12 protein-coding genes, 2 tRNA genes and 1 rRNA gene are annotated in these 16953 nt (G+C 41.9%); all 15 read left to right on the top strand.

Going from position 1 to position 16953, the window contains the following annotated elements; translation table 11 throughout:
- Positions 1-16 precede the first annotated feature (16 nt).
- The 15 genes from CGC57_RS05995 (at position 17) to CGC57_RS05925 (ending at position 16889) form a co-directional block, all read left to right on the top strand.
- Positions 17-1339: a DUF4302 domain-containing protein gene (locus tag CGC57_RS05995; protein ID WP_095898378.1), complete on the top strand. Its 1323-nt coding sequence runs from the start codon at positions 17-19 to the stop codon at positions 1337-1339.
- Between the two features lie 6 nt (positions 1340-1345).
- Positions 1346-1831 (top strand): PH domain-containing protein, encoded by a 486-nt coding sequence (locus CGC57_RS05990; protein WP_095898377.1) that lies wholly within the window; start codon positions 1346-1348, stop codon positions 1829-1831.
- Positions 1832-1946: 115 nt separating this feature from the next.
- Positions 1947-2363, top strand: coding sequence for a CBS domain-containing protein (locus tag CGC57_RS05985; RefSeq protein WP_002681867.1), 417 nt, complete (start codon positions 1947-1949; stop codon positions 2361-2363).
- A 68-nt stretch (positions 2364-2431) separates the two neighbouring features.
- The gene (locus CGC57_RS05980) at positions 2432-3382 is read left to right on the top strand and encodes a PhoH family protein (RefSeq protein ID WP_095898376.1); all 951 of its coding nucleotides are present in this window, start codon (positions 2432-2434) and stop codon (positions 3380-3382) included.
- A 298-nt stretch (positions 3383-3680) separates the two neighbouring features.
- Positions 3681-4136, top strand: coding sequence for a 50S ribosomal protein L13 (gene rplM / locus CGC57_RS05975; protein ID WP_095898375.1), 456 nt, complete (start codon positions 3681-3683; stop codon positions 4134-4136).
- Positions 4136-4522 (top strand): 30S ribosomal protein S9, encoded by a 387-nt coding sequence (rpsI, locus tag CGC57_RS05970; RefSeq protein ID WP_002681865.1) that lies wholly within the window; start codon positions 4136-4138, stop codon positions 4520-4522. The genes rplM and rpsI overlap by 1 nt, the downstream gene beginning before the upstream one ends.
- 196 nt (positions 4523-4718) lie before the next feature.
- Positions 4719-5444, top strand: coding sequence for a 30S ribosomal protein S2 (rpsB, locus tag CGC57_RS05965; RefSeq protein ID WP_095898374.1), 726 nt, complete (start codon positions 4719-4721; stop codon positions 5442-5444).
- A gap of 123 nt (positions 5445-5567) precedes the next feature.
- On the top strand, positions 5568-6530 hold the full coding sequence (gene tsf / locus CGC57_RS05960; protein ID WP_095898373.1) for a translation elongation factor Ts: 963 nt from the start codon (positions 5568-5570) through the stop codon (positions 6528-6530).
- A 118-nt stretch (positions 6531-6648) separates the two neighbouring features.
- Positions 6649-8820: a T9SS type B sorting domain-containing protein gene (locus tag CGC57_RS05955; RefSeq protein ID WP_095898372.1), complete on the top strand. Its 2172-nt coding sequence runs from the start codon at positions 6649-6651 to the stop codon at positions 8818-8820.
- A gap of 316 nt (positions 8821-9136) precedes the next feature.
- On the top strand, positions 9137-11854 hold the full coding sequence (locus CGC57_RS05950; protein ID WP_095898371.1) for a TonB-dependent receptor: 2718 nt from the start codon (positions 9137-9139) through the stop codon (positions 11852-11854).
- Between the two features lie 51 nt (positions 11855-11905).
- Positions 11906-12592, top strand: coding sequence for a hypothetical protein (locus CGC57_RS05945; RefSeq protein WP_002682272.1), 687 nt, complete (start codon positions 11906-11908; stop codon positions 12590-12592).
- Positions 12593-12643: 51 nt separating this feature from the next.
- Positions 12644-14458 (top strand): DUF5689 domain-containing protein, encoded by a 1815-nt coding sequence (locus CGC57_RS05940; RefSeq protein WP_095898370.1) that lies wholly within the window; start codon positions 12644-12646, stop codon positions 14456-14458.
- Positions 14459-14937: 479 nt separating this feature from the next.
- A 16S ribosomal RNA gene (locus CGC57_RS05935) occupies positions 14938-16452 on the top strand.
- Between the two features lie 201 nt (positions 16453-16653).
- Positions 16654-16727: transfer RNA gene (locus CGC57_RS05930), tRNA-Ile, on the top strand.
- An 88-nt stretch (positions 16728-16815) separates the two neighbouring features.
- A tRNA-Ala gene (locus CGC57_RS05925) sits at positions 16816-16889 on the top strand.
- Positions 16890-16953 lie beyond the last annotated feature (64 nt).

Raw genomic sequence — 16953 nt, 5'->3', positions numbered from 1 at the left:
AAACACCTAATTCACAATGAAAAAAATTACACTCCTCCTGCTCGCTATGAGCCTCACGTTCTGCGCTAAGAACGACAACCCCACTGCTGGAGATGACCCTATCACTCCAGTGCAAAACTCTGCCTTAATGAAAGAGCTTACTACAGCTCAAAACGGCTGGAAACTCTCCTATGCTGTCGATGGAGTTACAGGGCATTATCAATTTCTCCTCAAATTTACGTCTGAGGGTAAAGTATCTATGCTTTCCGACCTCAGTGCGACCGCTACCTCCACCACCACGCGCTACACCACTCAGGAAACCAAAGAAGGTAGTGTGTTGAGCTTTGTAGGGCAAAACTACCTCCACCAGCTCGCCGATGTACTGCAAGGTGATCCAGCTAAAGATCTTTCAGGAAAGGTTTACCAATTCCTATATCTCGGTAAGGAAGGTAACAAACTCAAATTCAAGAACCTCCTTAGCAATCAGCCGTCACAACTCTATTTTGAGCCCCTCACCGCCACCGATGAAGCGCAATTCCCTAACCTTGCGCGCAATATAGTGCCACTCACCGAGCACTCTTCTCACTACCTCCTCAAAGTATCGACGGCAACTACTTCGCCTACATTCTATCCTATTACTTTCACCAATAGAGTGTTAGCTCTTCAAGGCACTACTGTAAAAGCACCCGTAAAAGCTAAAGAAAATGGTATCGCTTTGCTACCTCCTCTAACAATAGAAGGTAAGAGTTTCAGTGATTTAACGCGTAGTGGCAGTACCGAAACTCCTACTTATAGCGCAACGGTAGAGGGGATAACTGTGGAATTGTACTATTCACTCATCAGCCCAGAGGTTTTCAATGCTAACGATTATTTAGCTATCGTCAATGATGAAGTAAGTGCCTTCACCTATTTAGAGTCCTCCTTTAAAAACTCAGCTTATACAAGCAAGCCTTTCCACGACAATTTTTTAGCAATTGATAGTGAAAAAGCATTCAACTCTATCACCCTCCGTTTCAAGGCAGGAAACAAAGTAGATCTTGTCATTGGCTATAAATTCCCAGATAAATCAAGCGCCGAAGCAATTACTGCTAATGCTACTTATGAGTTTAAAGATAAAAAACTCTATATGACCTTTCAAAGTTTCAAGCATCCACTGGCTTCGAGCTCTTGGTTAAAACCCGAAAACCGCGCACTTTTAGACCTCGCTTTTGAGCGTTTAGAAAACCTGATAGCTCTTAGCAGTGAAGGTTTGTACATCAAAAATACAGGAGAAAAACAAAATGATCGCTTTATCTATTTCTTCCAAAGTCATAGTAAGCCCACTTTCTATTTTCCTGCTTATGCACTCAAAAAACTATAATACTCTATGAAAAAGAATGTCCATTGGAGTAATACAGTAAGAATCATTACAGTATTAGTAAGCATATTAGTCATCGTTGCTTTAGTAACGATGAGCAGGAATTATATTTTAAATCCCAGCTACGGCTTGTTGTTAGGTATCATCGCTATTACCATTACCTTAGCTGTATTTGTACTCAGTGCTCCTATGAGTATAGTGTTAGAACCCGATAAACTTACTTTGAAAAAGCTTTTCGGTACTAACAGCTTAAAATACAGACAAATCCTCTCCGTAGAAAAACACAAGCCGTCGCTTTGGGATATGAGAATTTTTGGTTCAGCAGGCTTTTTCGGTTATATAGGTATTTTCTATAACAAGCACATCGGTAAGTACACTTCGTTTGTAGGCGATACCCATCAATGTTTTTTGGTAACCACCAAAAGCGGTAGAAAATACGCTTTCAGTTGTGAATCACCCGATGAGGTGATAACACAAGTTACAGCCAAATTGTGATATAGCCAAAAATTAACAAATTTGCTGATTAATAATTTTGTTAGTTACAAAAAGTTTCGTATCTTTGCGGGTGAAATCAATAAACAAAAACATTCACCTTAAAAACGCAATTATTATGAGACAAAGAGTACCCATATCACAAATTATGAGTAAGGAGTTAGTAACCCTTACTCCCGATCAATCGCTCTATGAAGCCGAGCGTTTATTCAAAAAACACCACATACGCCATATACCAGTGGTGGAAGGCGATAAACTTATAGGCATTGTAAGCTATTCCGACCTCCTTCGTATCAGCTTTGCCGATATGACCGATGGCGAGGAAGAAGTAACCTCCGTAGTCTATGATATGTACACCATCCCGCAGATTATGGCTAAAACACCGCTTACGGTAACTGCCGACACCTCTATCAAAGAAGTAGCCGAAATCCTTGCCGCCCAAAGTTTCCACTCTATTCCTGTGGTAGATAACGGCAAACTCGTAGGACTTGTAACCACTACCGATTTGATCAAATACCTATTAGAACAATATTAAATTTAGATAAGAGGTAAGAGATAAGAAACGCAAACTCTTACCTCTTACCTCTTATCTTTTACCTGAATATGAATGAATTAACATTAGAACTTACCGAAGTCAGCCCCCAAGTGTTTTGTGGGGAAGACGAAAGTAATATCAAGTACATCAAAACCCTATTTCCTAAACTGAAAATCGTTGCACGCGGTAGCAAGCTCATCGTTTTTGGCGAAGAACATCTGCTCAAAGATTTTCAAGAACAAATGGAAAAACTTATTTCTTACACTTCCAAATACAACCGTTTAGACGAGCGCACTATTGATAATATTCTATCGGCATCTAGCCCCGAAACTACCGAAAAAGTACGTGAGGAAGATGTTATTGTGCACGGGGTGAATGGTAAAGTCATCCGTCCGCAAACTCAAAACCAAGTAAAATTGGTAGAAATGATGCGCAAAAACGATATGGTTTTTGCCGTTGGACCTGCCGGTACCGGTAAAACCTATGTAGGCGTTGCCTTGGCTGTAAAAGCCCTCAAAGAAAAGCAAGTACGCCGTATCATCCTCACCCGTCCAGCCGTCGAAGCAGGCGAAAACCTCGGGTTTCTCCCTGGCGACCTCAAGGAAAAACTCGACCCCTATATGCAACCGCTGTACGATGCCTTGCGCGATATGATTCCCCACGAAAAACTCAATGCCTTTATTGAGGCAGGAATCATTGAGATTGCCCCCCTTGCCTTTATGCGCGGACGCACCCTCGACAACGCCTTTGTAATTCTGGATGAGGCACAGAACACCACCCACGCCCAGATGAAGATGTTCCTCACCCGTATGGGGCGCAATGCCAAGTTTATGATTACCGGAGACCCTGGACAAATCGACCTCCCTCGTAAAGTCTCTTCCGGACTCAAAGAAGCGATGCTCATCCTCCAAAACGTACAAGGCATCGCCTTCCTTCACTTAGACGACAAGGACGTTGTGCGCCACCCATTAGTACGCAGCATCATCGAAGCCTACAAAACCATAGAAAACAACGAATAGTCGTAGCACGACAAGCAGTTATATTTATAACTAAATCTCAGAGCCTCTCCGAGTCCCTCTGAGATTTTCTACTCGTGCGGCTCGCACCCCCATTCTTTGTCCGTGCGGCTTGTACCTCTCTATAATTTGCTAATCACCTAATTTGCTAATTGCCAAATCATTACCTCTTACCTCTTACCTCTTACCTCACAAAAATTTTGCAGTTTCAAATATTTGTTGTAATTTTGCGCCCTAAAAATAAAAGTGTCGTTTGATGACACTATAAGGAATGTTTAATTTTTAATAAAAATCACAAAGAGTGGACACATTAAGCTACAAAACCATCTCTGCCAACAAAACCACTGCAAACAAAAAGTGGGTTTTGGTAGATGCTGACGGACAGACTTTGGGTCGCCTTGCCTCTAAAGTAGCAAAGCTACTTCGCGGTAAGTACAAACCCGATTTTACCCCTCACGTTGATTGTGGCGATAACGTAATCGTTATCAACGCCGAGAAAATCAACCTTACAGGGAACAAATGGGAAGATAAAACCTATCTTCGCCACACTGGTTACCCAGGAGGACAACGCACTACAGGAGTAAAACAACTCCTCGAAAAACACCCAGAACGTATCATCGAGAAAGCTGTAAAAGGTATGTTACCAAAAACAAAATTGGGTGCAGCAGTTTTACGTAATTTAAAAGTGTATGCAGGTACCGAGCACAAACAAGAAGCTCAACAACCTGTTACCATTAACTTAAACGATTTGAAATAATGGAAGTAATTCACACCATCGGTAGACGAAAAACCGCCGTAGCGCGTATCTACCTTAAAGCAGGTAACGGTACTATCACCGTAAACAAACGCGAACTCAACAATTATTTCACTACCCCTACATTACAATACAAAGTAAAACAAGCCCTCAGCCTTGTAGGTGCTGAAGATGCTTACGATGTAAAAGTAAATGTATACGGAGGTGGTATCACCGGTCAAGCCGAAGCCGTTCGTTTGGCTATCGCTCGCGCACTTTGCGAACTCAACGCCGAAAACCGCGCTGTATTAAAACCTGAAGGGCTCCTAACTCGTGACCCTCGTATGGTTGAACGTAAAAAATTCGGTCAGAAAAAAGCCCGTAAGAGATTCCAATTCTCTAAACGCTAGTATTAGTGAATATTTAAAAGTTAAAGGAAAAGAGTTAAAAATGAATGTTTATTCTTATCTCTTACCTCTTATCTCTTACCTAAAAAAACAATTTGCTCCTTAGTTTAGCATCCAAATGGCTCAGGCGGTTATTCCATTTTTATAAAACCTCTCCAAGCTATTGCTAATAGTAGGAACGTAAACTATTTAAAAAGAAATGGCAAATAACATAGAAATTAAAGATTTATTAGATGCAGGCGTACATTTCGGTCACCTTACCCGCAAATGGAATCCTAATATGGCTCCCTACATCTATATGGAACGCAACGGTATCCACGTAATCAACTTGTACAAAACCGCTGCTAAAATTGAAGAGGCTGCCGAAGCCCTCAAAAAAATCGTAGCCTCTGGCAAAAAAGTCCTTTTCGTGGCTACCAAAAAACAAGCTAAAGACGTTGTTGCCGAAAAAGCAACGTCTGTAAAAATGCCTTACATCACCGAGCGTTGGCCTGGTGGTATGCTTACTAACTTCGTAACCATCCGTAAGGCTGTAAAGAAAATGTCGTCTATCGACAAAATGAAAAAAGACGGTACTTTCGATACCCTTTCAAAACGTGAAAAACTACACGTAGAACGTATGCGCGAAAAACTCGAGAAAAACTTAGGGTCTATCGCCGATATGTCTCGCCTCCCTGGTGCTCTATTTGTAGTAGATACACTCCGTGAACACATCGCTGTAAAAGAAGCGCAAAAATTAAACATTCCTATTTTCGCAATGGTAGATACAAACTCCGACCCTCGTGAGGTGGATTTTGCTATCCCTGCTAACGACGACGCTTCTAAAGCTATCGAAAAAGTTCTTTCTTACATCACCGAAGCTGTAAACGAAGGTCTTTCTAGCAGAACTGCCGACGCTAATAAAGAAGCTGAAGCAACTGAATAAATCAAATAAGCTTTGACAAAGTCCAAAACTTTGTCAAAGCCTTAAAATTATTTTTTAACTCACTTTCACCGGCTTCTCCCTCCCCTCGGGGGAGGGCTGGGGAGAGGATAAACATTAATAAAAATGGCAAATATTACCGCCGCAGACGTAAATAAACTCCGCCAAGCTACCGGCGCAGGTATGATGGACTGTAAAGCTGCCCTCATCGAAGCCGAAGGCGATTTCGATAAAGCAATCGAAGTATTGCGCAAAAAAGGTCAAAAAGTAGCCGCTAAACGCGCTGACCGCGATTCTAAAGAAGGCGCTGCTATCGCTCAAGTAAATGCTAACCACACGGTAGGTGCTATCATCTCTCTTAACTGTGAGACCGACTTCGTAGCTAAAAATGCTGATTTCGTAGCCCTCGCTAAAGATTTAGCTGATCTTGCCCTTACTGTAAATAGCAAAGACGAACTTCTTACCTTGAACTACAAAGGCATTACTGTAGCCGAAAAACTTATTGAGCAAACAGGTGTAATCGGTGAGAAAATAGAGCTCGGTGCTTTCGAAAAAGTAGAAGCGCCTTTCGTAGGTTCTTACATCCACCACGGCAACAAAATCGCTGCTATCGTAGGTCTTTCTGCTGCTATCGCCGATGCTGCCGAAGTAGGTAAAAACTTAGCAATGCAAATCGCTGCTATGGGTGCTGAAACCCTTTCTTACAAAGATTTCTCTCCTGAGTACATCGCTAAAGAAACTGAAGCACGCATCGCTATCATCGAAAAAGAAAACGAAGAGTTACACCGCTTGGGCAAACCGCTCAAACACGTACCTCAATACGTTTCACAAGCACAACTCACTCCTGAAGTATTAGCTAAAGCTGAAGCCGATGCTAAAGCCGAATTGAAAGCTGAAGGTAAACCAGAACAAATTTGGGATAAAATCCTTCCTGGTAAGATACAACGCTTCATCTCCGATAACACTACCCTCGACCAAGAGAAAGCTCTTCTCGACCAAGTGTACATCTACGACGAAAGCAAAAAAGTATCTGAGTTTGTAAAATCTAAAAACATAGAGATTACAGCTTTCAAACGCGTAGCCTTGTAATTTATACATTTAAATGACATACGTTAAAACTCCTCTTACTATCAAGTAGGGGGAGTTTTTCACTAACTACTAATAACTCATTGTATTACAACCTATTTCAAAACATTACCAAATTAAAATGAAACATATTATCTATTTATTCCTCTACCTCAGTTTCACCACTGCTCAAGCGCAATGGAACATTAGTCTTCCTAATGGTGAAACCCTTAACCTTGAATGGCAAGAACGTGAAAACTCTCAGCAAAATAAAGGCATTCACACCTTTGTAGGCTACAGCCAAAACCAGTTTGTCGCTACTTTGGTAGTACACCCTAATAAAGAGGCTTCTGGCAGCTTGCAGTGGGGAGGAATTACCTACCAACTTACAGGCTCACAACGAGCTAAACTATCAGCAAAAGAGCTACGTCACCACAACCCCAATGCAAGATGTGGCACTGATACAGAGCAGCACACCTCTCATTTTCCTTCTCCTCAAAACAGCCCTACTGCACGCCCTATCACCACTACTACATCTCTAATGCCCAATGACCCCGAGGGGATTCTCTATCTCTATCGCTTGGCAGTATTGGTGGATTACCACGATTTTGCCCATACTTTTGGCAGTGATATCACACAAGTAAAAAACTTCCTGCTCAACCTCGAAACCTTTCTCAACGAGGTATATGTACGTGATATAGGATTGAAATTCAGTATTGTAGATGATAACCGACTTATTATTCAAGAAGCTGCTAAGCAGTTGTACAATCAAAAATCACGACGAGATATCATCGAAAATTCTACTGAAAAAATCAACGAACTCATTGGCGATAAACAGTATGACATAGGAATTGTGATTGCTCCTGGCACCGATGCTACCTTGTCAGGACTCGCTTTCTTTTCTGGAGGATTTCGTCTTGTAAGAAAAGGAGGGGCTTCGGCAATAGCCGAAAATGCAACCATCGCTCACGAAATCGGACATTTATTTGGTGCCGACCACACTTTTAAAAACGCCTATTCAGGTAACTCTCTCTATACAGAACCTCGCTACGGTCAATCGCTGATGGGCTATAGCAACAATTTCCCCGATGGGGCTTTCTTTTCATTGCCTACCGCTTATCAAATACGCAACGGGATTGTCAATCGGTCTTATTTCAAAGATTCTCAGCGTACTCAGTTAGTAGACCGCAATGGGAATGATGTGAGTAATTTCAATTATGTTTATGGTATCAAAACCGAAAGCTCTTTCCCTACAATCGACCGCACTAAACTACAAGAAACCTATACCATTCCTAAAGATACTTATTTCCAATTCCGTATCAAGGCGACAAGCCCTAACAATCTCCCTATTTATTACACAGCGCAACTCACCAGTAGGGCAGGAGTAAACGATCCTAAGTTCCTCACTCGTAAAGGGAAAACAGAAGGAAATCCCATCATTTTCCAAACACAGTACAGCGATTTGGGAGGCTTTATAGAGTATACACGTCCCAATGTAAAAGGCGAACACCTCTTTTGGGTGGCAACCTCTAATCCTGCGCCCCAACACTTTGTGAATTACGATATGGTAGCCGTAAAGGTGAACATCGCCGACGGTAAAACTTTTGCGATCACTAACGGAATGAACGACGAGTACCAAGGGGGTGATAAAATAACACTTCATTGGCAAGTAGACCCTAACTTCTTTGATTCTAATAGCAAAGTGCGTATCCTCCTTTCCGATGATTTTGGTAAAACCTTTAAATATACTTTGGTAGAAAACACCGAAAACGATGGTACTTGCGAGATTACACTTCCTAATATCGAGATAGGTACGGTAGAATGGGGCAAACAGCCAAAAATCCAACTCCCTGCAGGCGTTATCAAAGTGGAAGTGATAGACCATATCGCATTTGCTATCACCAATGTAGCGCCTTATAAAATTTCTAACGGAAAATCAGTGCCCAATGGAGGTTTTAAAATTAAAAAGAAAACAGAAACGCCCTCTCCTGCAGAAGATAGTAAACCACAGCAAGAGCCAGAGAAAAACATTGTTATCTACAATGGTGTTTCTACTGAGAATACGAACAACTATTTTATGGTAGAAGGAGCAGATGATAATAGTCCTATTCACCTCCTCATTTTCGATGAAATGGGCTTAAAAGTATATGAAAATGAACATTATGGAAAAAACGGCGATTACTTTAGAGGGAACGCCAATGCCAAAGGTTTTATAGGAAATAACAAAGCCCTTCACGGCACTTATTTCTATATCGTTCGTTACAGCAAACGCGGAAAAGAAGAACAGCAAAAAGGCTTTTTATATGTGAGATAATACTATCACCGTCAGGTGAAAAAGCTGTCCCTACACTTCTCCGAGCTTTTCCAAGATTCTCCGAGATTCTCCAAGACTCTCCAAGCTTCTCCCCCTCATCACAACATCACTTTTTCAACCCCAATTTCGTGCAAATTCCTATTTCACATACCCAGCTGCACAATTTTGTAAAATTTGAGCGCGATTTAAAATATTTCTCTGATTTTCAAATAATTAATCACACCAAACCCACTATAAAATAATTTTATGATTTATTTTTGGTTGTTTGCTTTTATTGTTGTACCTTTGTCTCCTAATACAAGAAATCAACCTTATTATGTTTAAGAAATTTTATTTGTTCATACTCTTGCTAATGTCAGCTTCGGCATTTGCACAATGGCGAGTAGAAGGAACGGTGGTAGATGAATTGAGCAAAAAGCCATTAGAAGGCGTGAAAGTACACGTCAATGCTTCTGCTTGGCAAGTAACTACCAATGGAAAAGGAAAATACGCCCTCTCTCTTCCCGAAGGCGAATACCTTATCATCTATTCACTTAATGGCTATACCCGTCAAGAGCAATTAGTCTCTGTAGGAGGGGAAAAAATCACTCAGGAACTGCCCGTAGTGAGCCTAACAGCCGATGTAGTTCAGGAATCCGAACAAATGGCTGTCATCAACGAATCTGAACTCGAAGACGATGAGAGTACCGCCGATGCTATGTCTGGACTCTTGCAAAGCTCTCAAGATGTGTTTATGCGACGCGCAGCTTTCGATTTTAGCTCTGCTTTCTTCAAACCTCGTGGTTACGATTCCAAAGATGTAACAGTACTCATCAATGGTATCCCTATGAACCGATTTGAGAATGGTCGCGCCCAATGGAATAACTGGGGCGGTCTCAATGATGTTACTCGTAACCAAGAGTACAGCAATGGGCTCTCAAAGTCTGATTACACTTTCGGAGGGCTAATGGGATCTACTTATATCAACATTCGTCCCTCACTCAACCGCGCTGGGCTTCGCATTACTTCTTCAGCAAGCAACCGCAGTTATACCGGTCGATTGATGGCTACTTACAACTCAGGCGTACTCCGCAATGGTTTATCCTTTATGGTTTCTGCCTCTCGTCGCTTTGCGCCTCAAGGCTCTTGGGTAGATGGTACGCTCTACAATGCCTATGCTTTCTCAGCTGCTGTAGAATACCAACTGGACGATCATAGCAGCTTCAACCTCCTCGGAATGTTCTCCCCCGTGAAACGCGGCAAGAGTTCGCCCCTTACTCGCGAAGCTCTTGATTTGTTCGGTTATCAATACAACCCTTACTGGGGCAGACAAATGGGCGACAAACGTAACTCTCGCAACCGCATCATTTCCGAACCCATCTTCGTTTTCTCATATAACTACTTGAAAAACGATACCCGTTTGAATATCGATTTAGGTTATCAATTCGGCGAAATTGGCAATACCCGCATCGCTTATGCGAACGCTCAAAACCCCGAACCTAACTACTATAAAAATATGCCAAGTTACTACCTAAATCAAAATGCAGGTCCCGACTTTGCAGCCGCCGAAAATCAAAAAAACTACATTTTAGAAAACCCGCAACTCAATTGGGAAAAATTGTATTATGCAAACTATAACAATACCGATAAACACAGTACTTTTATAGTCAGCAACGATATCAACCGCGAACGCACCTTTTCTGCCAACGTGAATTTTGCAATGCCTATTCACGATTTTATCAAATGGACATCAGGACTCGTATACCGCAATATCTCTTCCGATAACTTTGCCGAAATTGACGACTTGCTCGGAGGTCAGTACTTTGTGAACTACGATTACTTCGAGAACAAACCTTATGATGCCAATGAGGCAGATATGAAAAAACAAAAAGGCGATAAATGGAATTACTTCTATAGCCTAAAAAGCAACGTAGGCGAGGCATTTTCTCAATTGGAATTTACATTCAAAAAAGCTGAACTTTTCATCGCAGGGCGTTACCACTACACCGATGTACAACGTGAGGGCAAATACAACTACCCTCTCTACAGCGATTCCTATGGTAAAGGGGCAATGCAAGTGCAAAATGGTGTGAGTACTAAAGCAGGGATTACTTATGCCCTTACTGGTCGCCACCTCTTGCAACTCAATGTAGGCTATTTCAATACCCCACAGTCCTTGCGCAATATATATGCAAATATACGCAATTCTAATCGCTTGTTGCCTAACCTCAAAAACGAATTGGCTTATAGTGCCGATGCAAGCTACATCTTCCGTATGCCTTACCTCAAAGGTCGCCTCACCGGCTTCTTTACCGAGATAGAAAACACTGCCGAAACTAACTTTTTCTATACCGAAACCGCTATTACTGATGAAATCGATAAAGACTTTGTAGCTCAAACTGTAGATGGTATCCAAAAACGCCACTTCGGATTAGAATTCGGCGCTGAAGCTCAATTGCACCCTACTGTAAAAATTACGGCTGCTGCTGCTATAGGGCAATACACCTATATTAATAATCCATCGCTCTACATTTCAGCGGGAGATGTAAATAAAGCTATCGACGAGGTGAAAATGAAAAATTACCACGTACCAAGCGGCCCTCAACAAGCCTATTCATTAGGCTTAGAATACCGCAATCCTAAATATTGGTGGGTAGGAGCAACAGCCAATTTCTTAGCACAAAACTACGTATCGCTATCTGCTCTCAGCCGCACCTCTCAGTTCTTTATAGACCCCGCTACCAAAGCGACTTACTCTAATATCGATTTCGATAAAGCTCGTCAGCTCCTCAAACAAGAACGCTTAGACGATGTATTCTTAGTGAACCTCGTAGGAGGAAAATCTTGGCGCGTAAAGAAAACCTATATCAACCTAATGGCAAGTGTGAACAACCTCTTCAATACCAAATTCCTTTCAGGAGGTTTTGAACAATCACGTACAGCCAACTATGGCAGAATGCTCCAAGATAACGCCCAAGGAGTTCCTTCTTTCGGTAATCGATATTTCGTCGGCTACGGACGCACCTATATGCTCAATTTGGCAGTAAGCCTTTAAAGCTAGAGTGCTCGCTATGTATGAAAGAAAACACAATTAATAAATAATATGATGAATAAACTATCCATCTTTAGAAAAGGGGCGTTAGCCCTCCTCCTAGCAACTACTGCATTAGTAGGTTGCTCTAAAAGCAATGAGTCAAACTCTGACACGGAATTTCAGGGGGTGCCTTATATGTTGCTCACCACCAATAAACCTGTGGGAAGCAATATCTCTTTAACTATAGTTGCCAAAGAAGCCGATAAAAAAGATGTGTGGATAGACCTAAACAACAATGGTGTCTTCGATACGGGCTCCGATGTTCGCCTAACAGCTGCTACAACAACCTATAAACTCCAAGGCAATACAGTGAGAGTTTATGGAAAGGTAACAACTTTTAAATGCGATCGCAATGAAGTAACTTCGTTAGATGTAACCCGCAACGCTGTATTGGAAAGATTGGATATGAGTCATAATAAAATTAAAGAAGTGAACTTGCACAACAATACTCAACTCACTTACTTGAAAGTGTCAAACTTGCCTCTTGTTGGCTTAGATCTTACCAATAATAAAAAGCTCACCGAATTGCGCTTTAATCTTACATTTTCTGGTGAAAAACTAAAAAAATGCGCAAGCACTATGCACGAAAATGGTGGAGGTACGGTTTATATGAATCCCAGAATTACTGATGATCCAGCAGAAAAGCAAACAATGCAAACTTTAACAAATAAGAAATGGAAAATAGGAAATTGCCAATAAGCAAATCCTAAATGGAAGATGAAAAACTCATAACTCTAAACTAATAGTTGTATGAAATTAAACTTATTAAAACCCACAGCGATAGCCCTATTGTCGCTATTTGCAATTACATCGTGTGTAAAAGACGACGATTATGAAATTCCCAACCCTAACGGGGAAAAGCCTCTACCTCCTTTTAGTGGAAAGGTAGTAACTTTTGATGTAGCCACCGCTCAAGCTACTAACACAGTAGTTACCTATGGAGCCGATGAAGCTATCGAAGGTTATGTAATCTCTAGTGATGAAGGCGGTAACTTCTATCAAAAAATTTATATCCAAAACGAAGATAAAACCAAAGGAGTTACTGTCGCTATCAACAAAACAGGTCTATATACTGATTTCCCATTAGGTGCCAAAGTACAATTGCGACTCAAAGGACTCACCTCACAAATAAACAATGGTGGAGTCGACTTTGGAAGTGGAATCTTCCAAGCAAATAATGGAAGAACCAGTGTAGGACGAATGTCAGAAGCCATTGCTAAAAATCACCTTTTCGATAAAGGAGGAGTGCGTAAAACTTTAGCCGAACTCGCTAAAGCCGATGCTTCTATTAATACATTAAAGGTAGAAGCCAATGTCAACCAGCTTATCACCCTTAAAGGAGTACACTTCAAAACCGCTGATGTAGGTAAAGAAATGCATCAAAAAACCAATGACGCTCGTCAAGGAACCGATTATACCCTTACCGATGCACAAGGCAATACGATTCCGTTTAGAACTAGTCGTTATGCCAAGTTCAAAGATGAAAAAGTGCCAGCAGGAACTTTAGATATCACAGGGGTACTCACCAAATTCGGACAAAATTGGCAATTTATGATTAGCAACTATGCCGATATAGTAGTAGTCAACGGAGGCACCTCTACCGGTACCCAAACCAATACAACTGTCGAAACCATAGAAGCTAGTACCGCTACAGCAGCCAGCTTTGTAGAAGGTAAAAAGGTAAAACTGCACGGCAATCTCACAGTTGAAGGAACAAAAGCCTACATTCTTTTTAGCGATGGTACTAAAATACAGTTGTATACACGTAATTTCAAAAACATTAGCAACGAGAACAAAACAAACCTTAAAGAAAATGGCAAAGAAGTTACAGTAACAGGTACTTTTGGCAAATTCAATAATACACTACAAATCTCTTATGAGCAAGACAGCGATTTAGTATGGGGTGCATCTAATAACAACCCTAATCCTCCTGCTACTGTCGAAACTGTAGAAGCCAGCACTGCCACAGCTGCAAACTTCGTAGAAGGTAAAAAGGTAAAACTACACGGTAATCTCACAGTTGAAGGAACCAAATCCTACATCGTATTTAGTGATGGCACCAAAATACAGTTATACATTAAAAACTTCAAAAATCTTAGTAAAGAGAGTAAAGATAATCTCAAAATAAATGGCAAAGAAGTTACAGTAACAGGTACTTTTAGCAAACATAATACTACGCTTCAAATCGCTTATGAGCAAGACAGCGATTTAGTATGGGGAGCATCTAATAACAATCCTAACCCACAACCACCCGCTACTGTAACCGAACTCGATGCTTCTACAGCCACCGCCGCTGATTTTCAGTTGAATAAAGTTGTAAAACTCACAGGAACTATCAAAATGATTAATAATAGATCAACAATTGTATTTACTACAGATAATACCGAAATACAACTTACCACTAAAGGTTATGGCAGTTTACCAGATGATTTTAAAACCAAAATCAGCACAGAAGGCAAAAAAGTCATTGTAAAAGGAACTTTTATTGAGTTTAAAGATAAGAAAAAGGGTACCGTCACTAAACAACTAAAATACGATTCTATTGACGATGTTCAATTCCCTTAAAAGAAATTTAAACGTTTTTCATTGTTAGAATAAAGAGTGAGTCCCCAAAAAGGCTCACTCTTTTTATTCTCACCACTCTAAACCTCCCTCACTCCCCACCCACCGCTCCCACCCTTGTGGATCGCACCCCACCGCTCCCACCCTTTCTGCCCGTGCGGCTCGCACCCCCTTCTGAGTTTCTCTGAGTCTCTCCGAGTTTTTCATCAAAAAATATTTCCCTCATTTTCAACTAACTACAAAAAACTTTCAAAAAAAGTTGCGAAAAAATTTGCTAGTTTAAAAAAACGCCGTACCTTTGCACCCGCAAATGAGACAAAACACGGTCTCAAAACAAGAAACAACACGTACATTGACATAATGTTGTACAGCACAAAACAAAGATTTAAAGAATCGAGTGAAACCTGAAGTCAATTCGTAGGGGCGTATTGCATACGCCCGCTACATAAACAACAAATCGGTTAAAGATATTAAAGATTTTAACGATGAAGAGTTTGATCCTGGCTCAGGATGAACGCTAGCGGCAGGCCTAACACATGCAAGTCGAGGGAGAGGTTACCTTCGGGTAGCCAAAACCGGCGCACGGGTGCGTAACGCGTATACAATCTGCCTTTCACATAGGGATAGCCCGAAGAAATTTGGATTAATACCTAATGGTATATAGAAGCGGCATCGTTTTTATATTAAAGCTACGGTGGTGAAAGATGAGTATGCGTTCTATTAGCTAGTTGGAGAGGTAACGGCTCCCCAAGGCGACGATAGATAGGGGTTCTGAGAGGGATGTCCCCCACACTGGTACTGAGATACGGACCAGACTCCTACGGGAGGCAGCAGTGAGGAATATTGGACAATGGTCGGAAGACTGATCCAGCCATGCCGCGTGCAGGATGAAGGTCCTATGGATTGTAAACTGCTTTTGTAAGGGAAGAATAAGGGTACGTGTACTTTGATGACGGTACCTTACGAATAAGCATCGGCTAACTCCGTGCCAGCAGCCGCGGTAATACGGAGGATGCGAGCGTTATCCGGAATCATTGGGTTTAAAGGGTCCGTAGGCGGGCTGATAAGTCAGAGGTGAAAGCGCTTAGCTCAACTAAGCAACTGCCTTTGAAACTGTCAGTCTTGAATGATTGTGAAGTAGTTGGAATGTGTAGTGTAGCGGTGAAATGCTTAGATATTACACAGAACACCGATAGCGAAGGCATATTACTAACAATTTATTGACGCTGATGGACGAAAGCGTGGGGAGCGAACAGGATTAGATACCCTGGTAGTCCACGCTGTAAACGATGGATACTAGCTGTTTGGAGCAATCTGAGTGGCTAAGCGAAAGTGATAAGTATCCCACCTGGGGAGTACGCACGCAAGTGTGAAACTCAAAGGAATTGACGGGGGCCCGCACAAGCGGTGGAGCATGTGGTTTAATTCGATGATACGCGAGGAACCTTACCAAGGTTTAAATGGGAACTGACAGAGGTAGAGATACCTCCTTCTTCGGACAGTTTTCAAGGTGCTGCATGGTTGTCGTCAGCTCGTGCCGTGAGGTGTCAGGTTAAGTCCTATAACGAGCGCAACCCCTGCCATTAGTTGCTAACGAGTCAAGTCGAGCCCTCTAGTGGGACTGCCGGTGCAAACCGTGAGGAAGGTGGGGATGACGTCAAATCATCACGGCCCTTACATCTTGGGCTACACACGTGCTACAATGGCCGTTACAGAGAGCAGCCACTGCGCGAGCAGGAGCGAATCTATAAAGACGGTCACAGTTCGGATCGGAGTCTGCAACTCGACTCCGTGAAGCTGGAATCGCTAGTAATCGGATATCAGCCATGATCCGGTGAATACGTTCCCGGGCCTTGTACACACCGCCCGTCAAGCCATGGAAGCTGGGGGTACCTGAAGACGGTCACCGCGAGGAGCTGTTTAGGGTAAAACTAGTGACTGGGGCTAAGTCGTAACAAGGTAGCCGTACCGGAAGGTGCGGCTGGAACACCTCCTTTCTAGAGAAAACCGAAAGTTAATGACGAGTTACGAACGACGAATGACGAACAAAAAGTTATTAAGAGTTCCTAACGATATAGGACACCCATTCTTTAAATCTTGCTGACAACAAAAACCGACTGATAATGATAGAGAATGAACAACAACAATACGTAATTCGTCACTCGTAATTCGTAATTTGTTCCTCGTCATTATAAAATAGTCTCATAGCTCAGCTGGTTAGAGCGCTACACTGATAATGTAGAGGTCGGCAGTTCGAGTCTGCCTGGGACTACAATAAGCTAAAGAAGGAAATTCTAGGAGCTGAAGAGAGACGAATATCGTAAATCGTAATTCGTAATTCGTAACTCGTCATTAAGCACGGGGAATTAGCTCAGCTGGCTAGAGCACCTGCCTTGCACGCAGGGGGTCAAGGGTTCGAATCCCTTATTCTCCACAACAACAGTACATTGACATATTGGGATAAAGAGCATAAGAGATCAATAATAGAATATTGATTA

This window comes from Capnocytophaga sputigena (assembly GCF_002302495.1).
Taxonomy (GTDB): domain Bacteria; phylum Bacteroidota; class Bacteroidia; order Flavobacteriales; family Flavobacteriaceae; genus Capnocytophaga; species Capnocytophaga sputigena.
Note: the sequence above shows the minus strand (reverse complement) of the source record. Positions and strands in the feature narration are given on the sequence as shown.